Source organism: Ruegeria sp. AK4 (assembly GCF_056541025.1).
In genome coordinates, this window is sequence record NZ_JBQFXS010000004.1 from 193578 (window position 1) to 210414 (window position 16837).

Sequence of the window (16837 nt, forward strand, 5' to 3'; positions counted from 1 at the left end):
GGGCAAACTGGTCATCGATGTTTGGCGCAGCGAAGCTGGACCAGACGTTTCACAGGCCGCGGACACGGTCGACGTTCATTCGAGGTTGCAACTGGTCGACAAGCGACGAGTACGTCGCATTGCCTTCTTCATTCTTCAAGCCATAAAGTGTAACGAATTGGTAGCTTGTACATCGAGTCTTCTTCTCATTTTCAGGCTGTTGTTCAAAGCCTCAGGGTCGAAGAGAGACCTTCAAGTATCAACGCGGTTTCGCAAAGCAGTGTATTTTTGGTACATTCAATGCACCAGTAACGCTTGCGAATTGAATTTTGGGTCTGTGAGCCAACGATGCGAAGCACTATTGCAGCTTTCATATGCATTCTCGGGTTTGCGGCGCCGCTTGCTGTGCATGCTTGCGTGGTTTGTGCTGAACTGCCGGAGGCATCCATTTCTGATCAAATTCTGGCTGCAGAAGTCGTTGTATTTGCAGGTCCAGCACTAGAAAATCCATTCGAGTATTCGACTCGACGCGTCTTTAAGGGGAGCGACCAAAAGCTTAGTAACGCACCCAATATTCCATTTCTCATAGACAGCGTTACACGGCGGGCATTCCGGGCTGATCCAACGACAACGGTTCTGCTGACATATGGACCAGAATTCAACGACAAGGCTGGGCGCGATTCTTCGCGGGCTTGGCGCCGCATCTTTGTTATGAATTCGGATAGAAGCGAGTTTCTTGAAAAACTAAAAACCAATGGTGGGCTTTGGCGTTTGGGAGAAACTGACAACGCCGCACGCGTTTCGTTCTTTTCTGACTATTTGTGGCACCCGGATCAAGTTCTGCATGACATGGCCATGGTGGAAATCGGGCGGGTAGATTATGCATATTTGCGCCCGGTTGGCGGCAGGGTTTCAACCAGCCAGATCTTGGAAGAGTTGCATAACTTGAACCGCTTTGCCTACTGGCCCGTTGCTATTCGACTATTGGGACTACAAACCGATCCACAGGCACGTTCTATTGCCCGCTCGCACTTTGCCAGATCCTTGAGATCCGGTGGTTTGCATTCTCATGAGTGGGCGCTCGCCGGCATAGAGGCGGACAGGCTACATGCGATCAACGCAATTGGCCTCGCGCTCCAGGACCGCAGGAAGACGCGGGATGACAAGAAGGCTCTGGTTCGGGCATTGTCCGACGCTGGTTCGTCGCAAACGCAGTTCCAGGATGAGATCATACGGGTTTTTGCAGATGTTCTGGATAGAGATCCAGAATTGACCCTGCAAATCGCTGTTGCAACCCGAAATTGGGGCAAAACTGCGCTGCACCAAAAGTTTGAGGCCTTGGTTGAGCATGAAGAAACGGACCCCGCAACGCAGTTTTTTCTAAACATGGTTCTACAGGACGAAATCGCACCCGAATAAGTCGAGTTTGGACATGTTTTGCGACAGTAAATTCCAATTGGCGGGCCTTGTTTTCGGACCCCTCGCCCATACGATTAGTCATCGCCTATGACTACGCCGAGGCCTGGAATTCGCCGCCGAAAAGCTCGTGTTGGAAAGGAATTGCGTAACACGATGGCTTAATGAACATCGTCGGAGAAAACTATTTAACTGAAATTGAAACCTTATGATATAAACAAAATCGAATATTAGCGGGCCGACAAGAGCCCTGTTTCGAACCGTATTGTTGATTTGGGAGGTCAATATGTACCGGGTTTCCACCCTTGTTCTCTCGCTGGCGATTGCGCCAGCTTCCGCTTTTTCAGACGCCGTACCAAGCGAAGAGGCAGCTGAAAGCTTATTCCTGGAACAACCCTACTCCCCATATGCACAACGCAGTTTTCCAGAGCGGCCCTTATGGGGTGATACCCATCTTCACACGGGGCTTTCTCTGGACGCGGGCGCTTTTGGAAACACGTTGCTGCCAGACGATGCGTGGCGCTTTGCAAAGGGTGAACAGGTCATCTCCTCGACAGGCCAACCCGTCAGACTGGGGCGACCATTGGACTGGATGGTCTTGACGGATCACACTGATCTGATGGGGTTCGCTCCGGATCTGCAAGCCGGCAAGCCAGGCGTTATTTCCGACCCAAAAGGTCTGGAGTGGTACGAAGGGTATAAAGCTGGCGGTGAAGAAGCCGGAAAGACCGCCTTTGATATCATTACAAATTTCTCTCAAATGACCTTGCCGGAAATCCTGCTTGAGTCCTACAGCCCTGGTGCGGACGCCTTTGCGTTTACCTGGGAACACATTGTTCTCGCGGCCGAGCGGCACAACGACCCTGGGAATTTTACAGCCTTTATCGGGTTCGAGTGGACCTCTGTCCCGAAGGGGTTTAACCTTCACCGGAACGTTATGTTGCGGGACGGGCCGATCAGAGCGCTTCAGATGGTCCCCCCAGTCACGCAACCGCCTTACGGCGACACAGACCCAAAATCGCTTTATGCTTGGCTTGAAGAGTATCAGGAGAAGACCGGCGGTCGTGCTGTCGCCTTTGCCCATAACGGAAACTTGTCAAATGGATGGATGTTTCCAACTGAAGACACATACCACGGCGGTGTGGTGGACGAAGAATACGTAGCTGCGCGCGCTAAATGGGAACCGCACTATGAAGTTACGCAGATCAAGGGCGACGGCGAAGCGCACCCGTTCCTGAGCCCGGATGATGAATTTGCAGACTACGAAAACTGGGACGTCGGCAATCTCGATATCACCGAGCTCAAGACAGAGGATATGCTGGCCGGAGAATACGCTAGAGAAGCGCTGAAACGCGGCTTGATGCTGGAAGAAAAGTTCGGCGTGAACCCCTACAAGTTCGGCATGGGTGGCGCTACGGACAGCCATACATCGTTGGCGACGGCTGAAGAGGACAACTTTTTTGGCAAGTCGGTCAGCGTTGAGCCATCGGCCTCTCGTATCAAGCACCCATTCATCGCCAACGATCTTGGTGAAATACCCGGCGATCTTCTGGTCGCGTCTGGGTACACAGCTGTTTGGGCGACCGAGAACACTCGCGCGGCGATCTTCGACGCATTCAAGCGGCGCGAAACCTACGCGACGACCGGACCTCGGATCGGGTTGAGGTTCTTTGGCGGATGGGACTTTAGCGATGCAGACGTAGAAACCCGGTTCCTTGCAGATGTTGGCTATACCAAAGGTGTTCCCATGGGGTCGGATTTGCGCCCCCGCGAAGGTGATGGGGCACCGTCCTTCCTGATTGCTGCCCTGCGCGACCCGGTCGGGGCAAATCTAGACCGCGTTCAGGTTGTGAAGGGATGGCTCGACTCGGACGGTGGCTTGCAGGAAAAAGTTTACGATGTCGCGTGGTCAGATGACCGCGTGGCTGACGAAAATGGCAAGCTTCCAGCTGTAGGAAACACCGTAGATCTGGAGACAGCAAGTTGGACCAACACAATCGGCACCGCCGAGTTGGTGAAGGTTTGGTCCGACCCGGATTTCGACCCCAACGCAAGGGCGTTTTACTACGTTCGGGCAATCGAAATCCCAACTCCTCGTTGGGTTCTCTATGACAAGCTGAGGTTCGGTGCAGAGTTGCCGCAGGATGCCGTTCTAACGCACCAGGAGCGCGCGTATTCCTCCCCGATTTGGTACACCCCCGCGGAGTAACATGATTTAGGTATGGACTTAGACAGCGAGACGGTGAACTCACCTCGGGGCAGTCACCATAGGTATGAAGATTGCGTGGTGTGGGACCCTTTGCAAAAAACAACTGAAATGAGAGCTCAAGCTCGGATTTTGCAGGAGCCCTCATGAGAATTCTGAAAGAACCTCTGTGCCATTTCTTTTTGATTGGGACGGCTATTTTCATTTGGTTCCATATTGTTGCGCCGGAGAACGAGACGGTCGAGACTTTGGAAGTCATCACGGTGGACGAGGACGACGTCGCCCGTTTGGCAGATCAGTTTGAAGCCAGGTGGAACCGTCGACCAAGAGATGCCGAACTAATAGCCTTGGTCGACGCGTCAATTCGTGAAGAGGTTCTGGTCAGAGAAGCAAGAAAACTTGGCCTGGATCGCGGAGATACCGTGATCAGGTCTCGGCTGAGTCAGAAAATGGACTTTCTGACAGAAGCAATAGCCACGTCAATGATTCCGGAGGATGAAGAGCTAGAGGCGTTTCTCAATCAAAACCCCGCAAGGTATGCAACGCCTGACAAGGTGGCGTTTACCCAGATTTTCCTGGGTGAAGACCCCAGCGAGGCCCAAATTGAGGCAGCACTGGCCGCACTGAGAGGAGGGCAAGATGCTACAGATTTAGCCGCTTCAACACTGTTGCCTGCTTCAATGCCATTAACCGCGACCAGAGTAATTGACTCGGTCTTTGGCACTGGCTTTTCAAAAGGTCTCAGAGAGGTTGAAACAGGTCTTTGGGCAGGGCCGATCCAATCGGGCTACGGTGTACATCTTGTTCAAGTGCGCACCTTTGAGCCTAGCCGTACACCGCCTTTGTCCGAAATTCACAGTGATGTCTTGGGCGACTGGCGTCGCGCCGCGAGCGAAGAACTGGTCCAGGCGCAATACGATAGCTTGGTCCAAAACTACGAGATTGTAAGCCCCGATTCATCAGGTCCCGCCGAATGAGATGGCTGATCTGCCTTTTGGTTTTTGTGCTGTACGCTTGGCCCGCAGCCAAGGCAAATGCCCACGCACTTGATCCCGGATACTTGGAGATACGTCAAATCTCCCCTGGCACCTGGAGCGTCCACTGGCGAAAGCCTGATGTGAATGGCCAGCCAATGGCTATTGACGCGGTGTTGCCAGAAGAGTGTACGCCGATTCGCGGGCCTGCTCCAATCTCAGACGGTCGAGCATGGGTTTCATCTTGGATCGTCGAGTGCCACGCGGATATCACGGGGCGGCCGATCGTAATTGACGGCTTGGAGGCTCAAAAGAACGACGTATTGGTTCGTTTGCACCCACTAAACGCTGAGCCGACCACGCTCCGCTTCACGCCTGAGATAGCCGTCCAGAACATACCTTCTGAGCAGACGACATGGTCAGTTTTTGCTGCTTATGCCTTATTGGGTTTCGAGCACATACTGGAAGGCTGGGATCACCTTCTGTTCGTTTTTGCGCTTTTCATTCTGGTGCGCGAACCCTGGAGACTGGTCGGCGCTGTGACGGCCTTCACACTCGCACATTCCTTCACTCTGGCGCTGGCGACGTTTGGTGTCTTGAATGTTCCTGGTCCGCCGGTCGAGGCCGTCATCGCGCTGTCCATCGTTTTTCTGGCCACGGAGATTGTGAAGGATGAAGAAGGTCGGTTCCGGCTTTCGAAACAAAAGCCCTGGATCGTATGTTTTGGATTTGGGCTATTGCATGGCCTTGGCTTCGCAGGTGCCTTGGCTGACATTGGTCTGCCCGAAAATGATATTCCAGCAGCCTTGCTTGCATTTAACCTTGGTGTTGAAGCCGGACAATTGAGTTTTATTGGAGCATTGGCTCTGTTGCTTGCAATCTGGCGGCTGATGGCACGCCCGATCAGCCAAAATGCGACAGTGATTGCCGCATATGGCATCGGTTCAGTGTCGATGTACTGGCTAATTGAGCGCATAAGCGGCTTTTGATTGATTGGCAGATGTGCTCATTATTGTTTACCGATTGGGTGACCGGCAATCTCCGCGCCGTCCAATTACTGCTGACTTGTGCTAAATCGCAATGATCAACGTGCGGCGCTTGCAAGCGGATGCTGCATCAGCAATAGCCGCGTGAGCAAAAGGTGGGGTTGTCCGGATATTGTTGAAGAAGTCGACGTTTGTTAAGCGTCTTTGGGTGCCCACATTCACGATGGGCGTCGGACCACCGCAACCCATTGCAATTGATGAAAATAATCCCACCCAGAACACGTCGGTCGTCAACCCTGGGCTTGCCATGGCTCTTCGGAAAGTAAGGCTGGAGAGCTTCATCTGTTCGTAAGTCTGCCAGAATAGATTGTTTGTGTTACACCTCTGAGCCTCAGGGGTTCGAAGTATGCGACCGAGACAGCGGCAACAATTTTTGGATCCAGAACCTAAGGCAATATGGGGAAATCGTTTGATTTCGACCGCGTCCTCTCTCAGCTGATGTTTCGACCGCACTGCTACTTTAATTGCAGGATATCCGGAATGCACAGCTTCCGCTGTGCTGGCATTTGATCCGCACCGTCCGAACGCTTGAGCCGTTTTGGCCCTTCCTTTACCTTGACGTTCGGCTTAGTCAGCGGGCCTTTTAACGTGACCGGCCACGGGCTGCGCGAAAGCGGCTTACCGATCTTGCGCGGTTGCAGGTTTAGGTCCACGGCCTTTTCGGCTATGTTAACACCGCCAAAGACGACAACCTGCACCTGATCCGTTTCCAATGCGGTTTGCTTGGTCGTAATGTTGCCGTTGGAAATGCTAAGGGGTGCCCGTATACATGCGATTGGGGCAACCTTCTGCTTTTCCTTGGAAAAAACCCAAGGCAAAACGCCCAGCCCCGCCAGATCCAACAACTGCGTTTCGATTGACCCGTCGCGCATAGAAACCGTGGCACTGCCGCTCATGGTACTGATAAAGTGTTTGGCGGAATTGGTTCCTCCGGTCACCGAAAAATCCGCATAGATCGTTCCACTTGCACCCTTTTTGAAGTTCAGGTTGTGAAGGATGTCGTCCAACTGCCAACCACCGGCCTTGCCGGAAAGGGTCAGCAGATGCGCCTCATCAGAAAGATCCATCTGCCCACTTACCTCGAACTGGGCCCCGCCATATTCAAATGCCAGCGGACCGGCGCGGAGCTCGTTTTCGTCGAGCGTCAGTTCGCTTTGCAAGCTGCTGACGCCTTTGGCGCCTTCGATGTGCCGAAGGTCAATGTCAACATCGACATCAATACCCGACAGAAGAACGGAACGTCCGATGGGTTTCAGCGTCATATCCCTCAATGCGCCGGGTTCATCGGCTTCGGCGCTGGCGTCTTCGACATCCTGCGCTGCACTGCCAAGCTTTCTCAACTGCGCTGCGGCATGAACGATATCCCGAAGTTGATCGATCTTAATCAGGTCACTTTCAATCGTGCCCCGCAGCACAGGATCGCTTGTCGCGTCATCAAGATCTGCCTTTACGAGCAGTACGGACTCGGCGAGTTCGACGCTGGCGTTTGCGTTCCAATCGGTGCCTTCACTCACCAATTCGATCCCAAAGCGCGCGCTCCCGGTTTCAACGGTGTCCAGCGACAATGCAGACATCAGGTCTGCACCGGATGGAACATCAACATCGATTGCCAGATCCAGGTTTTCGAACTTGAGGACATTCTTGACCGTGCCGTGGACCTCAAGGGACCAGACATCCGTTTCGCTCGTCTTGCCATCAAGGTTGGTCAGTGAAAGTTGATTAATGTCCCCGTTCAAATGAAAGTCACCCGAAAACCGGCCAAGCTGATCGTCTGGCCCCATGAGTTCGGGCGAAATCAAGCTGCTGGCGGGAATATCCATCAGACCTTCGGCTGATACACCTTGCAATTGCAGCGCGTCATCAACTGATCCATTCAAAATGACAAACGGATCAGCCGGGTTCCCGATCCGCAGATTGATGTTTCCGATCCGCAATGCATCGTCCGGTGTTCTGGAAAGTTCCGAAAATTTGACCGGCGGCGGCCCTTCACCGGCGGTGTCCAATGTGAACCCGTTGGTTTTAATGACCATTTGCCGCTGAGGCACCTGCCCCGGCACGCTGTCCATAACCATATCAACCGCAATAAGCTTAAGGTCATAGCGAGATGCCGCGGGGGCCGGTTCCGCATCTTCGGGGTAAAGTCGAATGCGGGTTGTCAGCGACACATCTGCGGGGTTCCCCAACTCTCCGATTTGGCCCGTCAGCGAAAGGCTCTGCCCGCTATCCAATTCAACCAATACGCTCAGATCATCAATCCGGGCGACGCCATCGGCCGATTTGAAGGTCGCCGCCACATTGCCCGACCCTTCCAGCACGCGGTTAAGTTTGAGTACGTCCTGAAGCTGTCCAAGTTCTGCAATCTCCACAGTCGCCCTAATCTGTAACCCGTTCTCTTGGGGGATCTGTTCAGCCGCAATCGATATCTGTTCGAAGTCCATCGCCATCTGAAACGGGTCTTCCGCTGGGAATGACCCATTCAGGTCAAACGGCTCGCCATTTAGCGAACCTGTCCCAACGGCAGACGCGGTGCTCGTTCCCTCATCACGCGCCAGCACCAGATCCTTAAGCTGAAGATTCAGATCAAGTCCGTTCAGGCCGTTCTGGTACAGAATGGTGACGTCGGTCAGGTCAACTCGACTAACCGCCAGAATTCCGCCGACAGAGGGTTTCTGAGAATTCTCAGGCTTTTCGGTTTCCACTGTAGAAAGCGACTGCCAGTTCTCATTTCCGTCTTTGTCGGTGATCAGGTTCAGGTGAACACCCGATATGGCAAGGTTGCTGAGCGACAGCTTGCTGTTCCAAAGATCGCGGGCAGAGATTTCGAACTCAATCGCGTCGATAGCCGCCAAATTCGCGTCAGCTCCAGACGAACCGGGAAGCACCAGCCCCGCCGCCGAGACCTGCAGTTGCCGACCAAGGCCCAAACGCACCTCGTCCTCTACCAAGACGTCCTGACCAAGTTTTTTGGAGATCAGGTTTTCAACGAAACCGGTCCTAAGCGAAGAGAACAGCGCCGAGGACAGGAACAGCCAAGCCGCCAAAACAGCAACAACCGCGATCGCGCAGCAAATCAAAACGCCTTTGAAAATCAAACGCACGTTCTACTCCTTTGGTTTCGATGCACTGTGTGGTTGGGCCAATTCCACGTGCGACACTTGAATACGCGGCTCTGCTGACGCCCTGAGCACTGGGTGCACCTGAGGGATAAGTTGCCAATTTCCAGTAACTTAATCAAACAGGAATCAACTTCGGTCCGCGTGAACACCTGCGCTGTCGTGATGCCGTGCAGCCCAGTACAAAAAAACGGGAACACCCGCCCTTTTGGGATTTTTTGAAAACGAACAGTCATTTTATGCGCAATCTTTCTGACGGTTCTGACGACCAACCCGTCCCGGTTTCTCATATCATCAAATTAATGATATATACGATTTCCAATATATGAGAGACCAATGAACTCACTGACAAGAATTACGCGGGGAATAGGTGTCGCCTTTCGGGACGGCCGGGTCAAAAGCCTGCTTGCTTTCACACTTGGAATGATCCTCTGGGCATCTGTTTTCTATCACTATGTTGAAGGCTGGAGTTGGCTGGATTCCATCTACTTTTCTGTCGTGACAATCTCGACCGTAGGGTTTGGTGATTTTTCCCCTCAGACTGCAGCGGGGAAGATCTTTACGATGGCCTACATCATCGTGGGTCTGGGCATCTTTGTGGCTGCGGCGACGACAATCGCAAACACGATCCTGTCTCAGGACGACGAATAGTCACCCACAAAAGCGCCAAAGGAAACAAGCGCAGCAAGGTCGCCTGAAGGTTGGGTTCTAAGTGATTGAGCAAATCGCCGTCCAAGGCGGTGCAAAGGTCCAAACTACGGCCAAAGCCCGGAACTCACAAAAGATATTCATATTAAGTTTTTTGAGTGTATTGTTAACATAGTAACGGAGGGATGGAATGGAAAAGACACAGGACGCCAAGATCGTCGACCTCGCGATACGTTTGCTCTTTCTCGGGCTATTCCTTTACAGCGCATTGGTAATGGTCGCCCCGCTGGCGAGTGTGGTGATCTGGGCCACGATCCTTTGTGTGGCGCTTTATCCAGTATTCGATTGGCTGCAGTCCAAGCTGGGCGGACGAAAGTCGCTTGCCGCAACGATACTGGTTTTGCTGGGCCTTTTGTTGACCTTGGGACCGATTGCCACTGCGGTGTCGGGGGCTGCTGAACTTGGGTCCGAGTTTGCCGAACAGGCTGACGGCGGCGAATTGGAGATTCCACCTGCCCCGGACAGCATCAAGGACTTGCCCCTGGTCGGAGAAAGAATTGCCGAGGTCTGGGGAATGTTTGAAAGGAATCTGGATGGTGCGCTTGCAAAATACGGGGCGCAGATTCTTGAGATCACCAAGTCGTTATTCGGAAAGGTTCTGGGCATCGGAATCGGACTATTGGGACTTGCCCTTTCTGTTTTGATCATGGGGGGTTTGTTCAGCCCCGGCCCGTCGCTGGTGCAAGGTCTTCAGCGCTTTGCCAACCGGGTTTTCGCGCCGCGAGGTGGCGAGTTCGTTACACTAGCGGGTGCGACGATCCGGAATGTGACCAAAGGTGTCATCGGTGTAGCAGCCATTCAAGCCGTGGTTGTCTGGATTTTGCTGGCGCTGTTCGGGATTTCATCCGCTGCGACACTGGCGTTCATCTGCCTGATCCTCTCGATCATCCAGATCGGACCGGGATTGGTTCTGTTACCGGTTATCATTTACGCGTGGAGTTCGATGTCAGGCGGCGCGGCCCTGGTATTTACCATTCTGGCCATTCCTACAACGATAATGGACAGCTTCCTGCGGCCCGTCTTCATCTCAAAAGGCCTAGAAACGCCTATGCTGGTGATCCTGATCGGCGTTCTCGGCGGTATGATGGCCTATGGATTGATCGGCATTTTCATGGGACCAGTTCTATTTGCGGTTTTCTACGAGCTGTTCAAGGTTTGGATCGATGCCACGCCGGAAGGCAATGACGCTGCGGACGGAGCGGCGCAATGAGGAAGACGATATGGGCTACCCTAGCCGTTATTTTGGTTCTTCTCGTCTGGTATCTGGTTGCTGATCGAAAAACGCCATTTACAGGAAATGCCAGGGTCAAGGCCGTGGCAACCCAGATCGTCCCGCAAGTCACCGGAACTGTGATCGAGGTTTTGGTCGAAAATGGTCAGGTCGTATCGGCCGGTGATTTACTGGTTCGGATTGACCCCAGACCCTACGAAATTGATCGCGACAAAGCCGAAGCGGACCTGGAAGCAGCAACACAAGAGGTTGGCGCCTCGTCGGCAGAAGTAAGCGCCGCTCAGGCCAGACTGGCAAGGGCGCAAAGTGATCTGGACACCATGCGCATCCAAACAGAACGCGTTTTTGCACTCGAAAAGAAAGGATTGATTGCCGTCTCGAAAGCAGACGATGCGCGGGGTCAACTGGCCGAATCTGAAGCGAATTTTGAAAACGCCAAAGCAGATCTGAAAAAAGCCAAGCAGAGGCTGGGCAACGAGGGAATTGAAAACCCGAAAATTCAACGCGCGTTGGCAGCGTTGGCGGATGCAGAGCTTAACCTTGAATGGACGGAACTGCGCGCCCCGGCGACGGGTGTGATCTCTAACCTGCTGATCGCACCCGGAACTTATGCCCGGTCCGGGCAGGACCTGCTGACCTTCCTGGATGCGACGGATGTCTGGATCGAGGCGTATTTCACCGAAAACAACCTGGGCCGGGCGTCGGTTGGGTCTCCCGTGGATGTGGTGCTGGACATGCATCCCGGCAAAATTGTTCCTGGCGTCATCGAAAGCTTTAGCGCAGCTGTTTCCCTAAGCGGCGGCGACACACCCGGCCAATTGGCCAGCCCTCCAAGCACCAAAGGATTTCTGCGCGAACCCGAGCGTTTCCCGGTACGTATCGTGCTGCCGGGTTACGAGGCCGGAAGCACCGAGGATGACCTGCGCTTTCAGCTCAACGGACAAGCCGACGTGATCATGTACCTCAGCGACAGTTCTTTGCTGAACGCGGTGGGCCGCGCCTACATTCGCGTGGTTTCGATCCTGTCCTATGCCTACTGAGGATCGGCGCGCAGTACACAGACTCGCGCTGGGTGTAACTGGCGTCTTCGCGCTGGGGCTGTTTCTGGGTTGGCCTCTGGCCGTTGTCGGGGCCGTGTTCTCGGCCCTGTTTCTTCAGGCCCCAGCCGCATTGCCACTGGCGGCCTTCGCGAAGCTGTTTGTCTTCTCGATTGGGATGATGTTCATTTCCTTCCTGCTGTCATCTACCTTCGCGCCCTATCCGGTGGTTTTCCTCATTCTGGTGGCCCTCGGGATTATCCTGTCGTTCATTTGGTCGGTTTCCGGCGCAGGTGTTTTACCCGGAGTCATCGCCCTGATGGGGGCATTGATGATCCCCAACCTTGCGCTGCAATCGCAGGATCTGGCTTTGTTGCTTGTTTTCTGGATACCACTGAACCTGCTGTTTGCAGGGTTCGTTTCGACACTGATGTTTGTGGTGATACCAGCCGCACCCCAGACAGCGGCCGAGAAAAAGGCAGCATCGCCAACAGACTTTGACCCGCATCGCCGGATCGTCAGAATGTCGCTTGTCACGGTTCCATTTGCCTTGGCGTTTTTCGTATCCGGCGCATCGGCGTTGCTGGTTCTGTTCTTTGTGGCACTTCTCAGCCAGCAGCTGGCGGCGATGCCTGCCGCGGGCAAAACCGTGGCCAAGGCAATGCTAACGGCAAACCTGCTTGGTGCGGCAGTGTCGATTCTTTGCTACGAAATTAACGTCATTGCCCCGATTTTTCTGACGCCAATTCTGCTGTGCTTTTTCTTTTGCATATCGCTTGGAGCACTCGGAAAATCTCAGGCTTCGTTCGCTGCGGCGGCCGGCTCGGCCCTGACGACGGTGCTGATTGTCTATGGTGGATCGATTTCTCCGTTTTCGGATGAGGCCGACGTCAAAAGCATCACGCGCGTTCTGCAAGTCGCCAGTGCTGCGATTTTCGTGATCGTTGCATATGTCGTGGTGGATGAGTTTTGGCCTGAAAAGAAACGACAGACGTCGACAAGCACCTGACAGAGTGTTGCCGACCATCCCTGGTCAAACGCGGTAAAGCGCCAACCAAATCAGAAAGTCGATATGCACGAAAACAGTAACGTTGAGAATTGTATCGATAATTGCACCAACGCTTGTTCAATCTTTTGGTTCGGTCACGATACTGACAGATGGATGGGTTTTGAATTTCGGTATCTTGCGGAACTAAAAGGCCCACTCAAATGGACGACCGCTCTGCGGAGATAGTGTTGAAAAAGTCAGAATTTCCTGGCTCTCAGTTTTCCGCAAAAATTCAGAACATGCGAAAAGTCGTGTCGGTTTGCGCTCAACAGGTCATGAGCGCCACATACAGCGCCGCACTGATGATTTGGCCGACCCCCTGGCCGAAATCTCGTGGCGTCGTTCCATGGCCTGCTTTTTCACTGACTTTCGCCAAAAACTGACTTTTCCAACACTACCTCACCATGTTCAACCCAGTTTGCCGAGAAGCAGACAAACAAGCACGATGAACTGGCCGTTGACGAGTTCTCCCATGTGGACTCCTACTACAAGCTCGAGGCCGTGAAGGTGTCGGCAGATGCTGTGGCGGAGTTCTTCAATAAGTGAACCAACAAGGCAGAAGTCTCAGATTAGCCTCTGCCGAATTACCGATAAGTGGACATTGTTCTTCAGCGCAGCATCAATCAGTTTGGGCTCAGCGCTGCCGTTCTCTGCGGTAACCGTGATTGATCGCTCAGATCCCTAAAGCTGACATGTCCGTCATCCAATGAAGTGGTCCAATTGAACCTCCAGTCGTTGGTGGCGGCTAGGCGTTAACAACGAAAGCGCTGAAATTGTCCGAAGCAGAGTGCGACTTCAGCCAGTTAGCTTGCAAACTAAGAACAGCTAGCTATTCCCATTGCGCATGTCACTGTCTTTGATCACCATGCTGTCATGCAGCGTGTAATGATCATTGGACAACCCGGCTCGGGAAAATCGACTCTGGCACGACGTTTAGGGACTTTGACATTCTTGCCAGTTGTCCATATCGACCACATCCACTGGAAATCCGGTTGGGTTGAGAGAGACTGGGCGGAAAAGTCGCTAATGACGCTGGAGGTGATCAAAAAACCGCAGTGGATATTTGAAGGGGGTCACAGTTACACTTGGCCCGAACGCCTGAAGCGGGCGGACACCCTGATTTGGCTCGACATCCCCTTGAGCTTGCGGGCGTGGCGCGTTTTGCGTCGTACTTTCCTTTACTTCGGTCGAACGCGCCCGGACCTTCCCGACGGGTGTCCTGAACAACTCAACTGGGAGTTCTGGTCCTGGATCTGGCGGACCCGCCATACAGGGCGTCAAAACATGCACGCGTTTTTTGAAAGCGCGCCGACAGACAAAATCACCTACCATTTCACCTCTGCACGAGAGGTGAACAGCTTTCTTACAAACCTTGGCGAAGCCCTGGCGATTGGCAACTTGGGTATTCCACACCGCTGATGCCCATTGGCCATCTGGCGAGATTGCCTCTTCGCTTATTTTGATCTCTGAACAGCATAGTGTTCGCCCCCACCATTCATCTGCGCAGCCCCGCCCCGTCGACCACGCTGAGGGCGGTTTCGATTTGTTCACAGAGATCCTCACCGGTCCTGATACTGGCCTCCAGGTCGGCAATTTCGTCCGGATCAGTTTCGTCGATCAATGCTTGGCGCAGCTCATTGATAGACGCCTTTATTTCAGGAAGCCTGCTGCGCCAATAATCGAGCTCTTCCTTCTCTTCCCGGGTCATCGGGCCAACTATACGGACTACTCCGGTTCTGAAGTCGATTTTGATGTGATCCGGATGCGGAACAGGCTCCGGTTGACCAGTTACACCCATTTCCGCTCTCCGGCGTAACTCCTTTTCCCACTCGATCTTGTAGGTGAGCGCCTTGTCCAGATGCTCATCGTGCAAAAGCTTCCGGGAGCTTTCCACCTCGGCCAGGAGTTGAGAGAACAATCGTTGAGCGCGATGCTGTCCCTTCGCTGCATTAACCGCCAAAGACCGCATGACGGCCTGCACCATTGGGATGGTCACATCGCGATGACCATCCCGCACGGTGATATCACGATAGGCCTCATCAAGAATAATATCCTTCATCCGCTTTTCATGAAGTCCGGGACGCTTGTTCTTGGCCCCCTTCGGACGGCCCCTGGGATTGCCGGACTGGCCCGGTTTGAACCGAGTTGCCTTTGGTGGCTTTGCATAGCCAACTTCATAATCTGCATCAGGACGGACCGCTGGCAGTTTTTGAGTTACCTGCTTCATTCTGCGGCCTCCAGTGACGGAGCATTCGAGGGCGGGACCCACCCACAGAGAATTTGTTGTGCGTCATCCTTGGCATAGACTTCCCAACGCGCCAGGATGCGATCACAATAAACTTCGTCGAACTCGCACAGATAGGCGCGGCGACCCGTTTTCTCTGCGGCAATCAAAGTGGAACCTGAACCGCCAAACACGTATAGGACGATGTCACCGCGTCCTGATACATCCCGGATGGCATCCGCGATCATTTGAACCGGCTTAACGGTGGGATGCAGAGCCAGTTCCTCCATGCGCCCTGCCCGCATCGTATTAACCCCGCGATACTCCCAAACATTTGTGCGGTACCGACCATGCTGCCCCAGCTCGAATGTATTGGTATGAGTGCCCGAGCCGTTCTTGAAGACGAAGATCAGTTCATGGCGAGATCGGTAGAAGGTGCCCATTCCTCCGTTGTCCTTGACCCAGACAATCAGGTTCTTGAGCTCGTTATAAACCCGCTGCCCCGCCTCGATCATCTCACCCATGTGGCGCCAGTCCATACAGACAAAATGGATAGACCCATCAACACTGCGATCTGCTAAGTTGCGGAAGGCGTCCGTGAGGAATTGCGTGAACTCTCGCGTCGACATCTCACCTGCGGCCATCGCAAATTCTCGATGCTGTGTTTTGCCGGAATTGCCGACATGTCCGTCGATCGGAACATTGTAAGGTGGATCCGTAAAGACCATCTTGGCCTCTGCATCATCCATAAGAGCGTCAATGACTACGCCGTCCAACGCGTCACCGCAGACCAACCGGTGACGACCGAGCTGCCAGATGTCCCCTGGACGCACGCGCGCTGGCGCTTCTTCAGGAACTGCTTCGTCTTCCGGATTGCCAGGCTCTTCCGGCGCGACAGCTTCCATCAGACCGTCGATCTCGGGGATCGAAAATCCGGTCAGCCCGATATCGAAGTCCAGATCATCGGACATAAGCGCACCGAGTTCTGCAGCAAGCAGATCCTCATCCCAACCGGCATTAAGGGCCAGCTTGTTGTCCGCCAGCACATAGGCGCGTTTTTCCTGATCCGTCATGTGATCAAGCCGCAAACACGGAACCTCGCGAAGACCCAACGTCTGGGCGGCTTCAACACGACCATGCCCGGCCAGGATCACTCTGTGTTCATCGATCAGCACTGGGTTGGTGAAGCCAAACCTCTCAATGCTGTCGGCAATCTGACCAACCTGCTTCTTCGAATGTGTCCGGGCATTGCGGGCCCAGGGTTTGAGATCGCGGATCGCGATTTGCTCTATTTTGTCTCTTGCCATCTTCTTTCTTCCTCTATTCCTGCACAGTTATTCACACGACCAGACACGCCGGCCGCCTGGCGGAGCACCCGCCAGAAAAGCAAAAAGGACGGCCGTGCGCGCACAGTCGTCCCTTCTGCAGGTTGGAATCACCCAATAAGAACATAACATGAACAATCTGCTTCCGCAACACCCAAGAGTTGTTTGAATCGGTTGTTTCGAAGAGCAAGAATCCAGACAGCCTTTGTCGCCCTGAAAAACCTTTCCCGAGAAGATCCCTGAAGGCCAGGAGGTTTCCCTGTTTTGTTGAGGCAAAATTCCTTGATCAGGGGAATGGAATTCCCTGTTCTTCAAGAACAGGGAAATCAGTTGTAACGCTTTGAATTAACGTCTTTTACCAGGGCTCAGAGCTACAAATCCGGCTCAAATCAGGCCAAAATCATGAAATTTCCCTGTAAATACCCTGTAAACAGGGATTTCTGCGCGAGACTGGATAGCTCGAGACTGGCTGCACAGCCACCATTCTCCGAAAGAGCAACAAAATAAGGGGAATTCCGCCCCTTCAAGTC

Annotated in this window: 13 protein-coding genes and 1 pseudogene; 10 read left to right on the forward strand and 4 right to left on the reverse strand. The window is 53.6% G+C overall.

Annotated elements, in window-relative coordinates; genetic code table 11:
- Positions 1-294 precede the first annotated feature (294 nt).
- From ACR0EZ_RS09960 to ACR0EZ_RS09975, 4 genes are all read left to right on the forward strand, one after another.
- Entirely contained in the window at positions 295-1398 is a 1104-nt protein-coding gene (locus ACR0EZ_RS09960; protein WP_480612594.1) for a hypothetical protein, read from the forward strand.
- 283 nt (positions 1399-1681) lie between these two features.
- On the forward strand, positions 1682-3604 hold the full coding sequence (locus ACR0EZ_RS09965) for a DUF3604 domain-containing protein (RefSeq protein WP_480612595.1): 1923 nt from the start codon (positions 1682-1684) through the stop codon (positions 3602-3604).
- Positions 3605-3747: 143 nt separating this feature from the next.
- Positions 3748-4578, forward strand: coding sequence for a peptidyl-prolyl cis-trans isomerase (locus tag ACR0EZ_RS09970; RefSeq protein ID WP_480612596.1), 831 nt, complete (start codon positions 3748-3750; stop codon positions 4576-4578).
- Complete coding sequence (locus ACR0EZ_RS09975) at positions 4575-5564, forward strand: HupE/UreJ family protein (RefSeq protein WP_480612597.1); 990 nt, start codon at positions 4575-4577, stop codon at positions 5562-5564. Before ACR0EZ_RS09970 ends, ACR0EZ_RS09975 begins: the two co-directional genes overlap by 4 nt.
- 184 nt (positions 5565-5748) lie before the next feature.
- Here the strand turns inward: ACR0EZ_RS09975 and ACR0EZ_RS09980 are convergent.
- Positions 5749-5903 (reverse strand): annotated as a pseudogene (locus ACR0EZ_RS09980) (IS5/IS1182 family transposase); the annotation flags it as partial.
- 173 nt (positions 5904-6076) lie between these two features.
- Complete coding sequence (locus ACR0EZ_RS09985; RefSeq protein ID WP_480612598.1) at positions 6077-8719, reverse strand: AsmA family protein; 2643 nt, start codon at positions 8717-8719, stop codon at positions 6077-6079.
- A 351-nt stretch (positions 8720-9070) separates the two neighbouring features.
- Between ACR0EZ_RS09985 and ACR0EZ_RS09990 the strand changes: the two genes are divergently transcribed.
- The 6 genes from ACR0EZ_RS09990 (at position 9071) to ACR0EZ_RS10015 (ending at position 14177) form a co-directional block, all read left to right on the forward strand.
- A complete protein-coding gene (locus ACR0EZ_RS09990) occupies positions 9071-9385 on the forward strand; it encodes a potassium channel family protein (protein WP_480612599.1) in 315 nt (104 codons plus the stop codon).
- Between the two features lie 187 nt (positions 9386-9572).
- Complete coding sequence (locus ACR0EZ_RS09995; RefSeq protein WP_480612600.1) at positions 9573-10652, forward strand: AI-2E family transporter; 1080 nt, start codon at positions 9573-9575, stop codon at positions 10650-10652.
- Between the two features lie 104 nt (positions 10653-10756).
- Positions 10757-11713, forward strand: coding sequence for an HlyD family secretion protein (locus tag ACR0EZ_RS10000; RefSeq protein ID WP_480612601.1), 957 nt, complete (start codon positions 10757-10759; stop codon positions 11711-11713).
- Positions 11703-12719, forward strand: a complete 1017-nt coding sequence (locus ACR0EZ_RS10005) for a DUF2955 domain-containing protein (protein ID WP_480612602.1) — start codon at positions 11703-11705, stop codon at positions 12717-12719. The genes ACR0EZ_RS10000 and ACR0EZ_RS10005 overlap by 11 nt, the downstream gene beginning before the upstream one ends.
- Before the next feature lie 200 nt (positions 12720-12919).
- Complete coding sequence (locus ACR0EZ_RS10010; protein WP_480612603.1) at positions 12920-13141, forward strand: hypothetical protein; 222 nt, start codon at positions 12920-12922, stop codon at positions 13139-13141.
- Positions 13142-13631: 490 nt separating this feature from the next.
- Positions 13632-14177, forward strand: a complete 546-nt coding sequence (locus ACR0EZ_RS10015; protein ID WP_480612604.1) for a P-loop NTPase family protein — start codon at positions 13632-13634, stop codon at positions 14175-14177.
- 76 nt (positions 14178-14253) lie between these two features.
- Here the strand turns inward: ACR0EZ_RS10015 and ACR0EZ_RS10020 are convergent, their stop codons facing one another.
- Together ACR0EZ_RS10020 and ACR0EZ_RS10025 are read right to left on the reverse strand one after the other, a co-directional pair.
- Positions 14254-14985 (reverse strand): DUF5681 domain-containing protein, encoded by a 732-nt coding sequence (locus ACR0EZ_RS10020; protein ID WP_480612605.1) that lies wholly within the window; start codon positions 14983-14985, stop codon positions 14254-14256.
- Positions 14982-16289: a site-specific DNA-methyltransferase gene (locus ACR0EZ_RS10025; RefSeq protein WP_480612606.1), complete on the reverse strand. Its 1308-nt coding sequence runs from the start codon at positions 16287-16289 to the stop codon at positions 14982-14984. The genes ACR0EZ_RS10020 and ACR0EZ_RS10025 overlap by 4 nt, the downstream gene beginning before the upstream one ends.
- Positions 16290-16837: the final 548 nt, after the last annotated feature.

Coding starts and splice junctions, on each gene's coding strand:
- ACR0EZ_RS10005 (WP_480612602.1), top strand. CDS start 11,703: ATGCCTACTGAGGATCGGCGCGCAGTACACAGACTCGCGCTGGGTGTA.
- ACR0EZ_RS09965 (WP_480612595.1), top strand. CDS start 1,682: ATGTACCGGGTTTCCACCCTTGTTCTCTCGCTGGCGATTGCGCCAGCT.
- ACR0EZ_RS09975 (WP_480612597.1), top strand. CDS start 4,575: ATGAGATGGCTGATCTGCCTTTTGGTTTTTGTGCTGTACGCTTGGCCC.
- ACR0EZ_RS10020 (WP_480612605.1), bottom strand. CDS start 14,985: ATGAAGCAGGTAACTCAAAAACTGCCAGCGGTCCGTCCTGATGCAGAT.
- ACR0EZ_RS10025 (WP_480612606.1), bottom strand. CDS start 16,289: ATGGCAAGAGACAAAATAGAGCAAATCGCGATCCGCGATCTCAAACCC.
- ACR0EZ_RS09990 (WP_480612599.1), top strand. CDS start 9,071: ATGAACTCACTGACAAGAATTACGCGGGGAATAGGTGTCGCCTTTCGG.
- ACR0EZ_RS10015 (WP_480612604.1), top strand. CDS start 13,632: ATGCAGCGTGTAATGATCATTGGACAACCCGGCTCGGGAAAATCGACT.
- ACR0EZ_RS10010 (WP_480612603.1), top strand. CDS start 12,920: ATGGACGACCGCTCTGCGGAGATAGTGTTGAAAAAGTCAGAATTTCCT.
- ACR0EZ_RS09995 (WP_480612600.1), top strand. CDS start 9,573: ATGGAAAAGACACAGGACGCCAAGATCGTCGACCTCGCGATACGTTTG.
- ACR0EZ_RS09970 (WP_480612596.1), top strand. CDS start 3,748: ATGAGAATTCTGAAAGAACCTCTGTGCCATTTCTTTTTGATTGGGACG.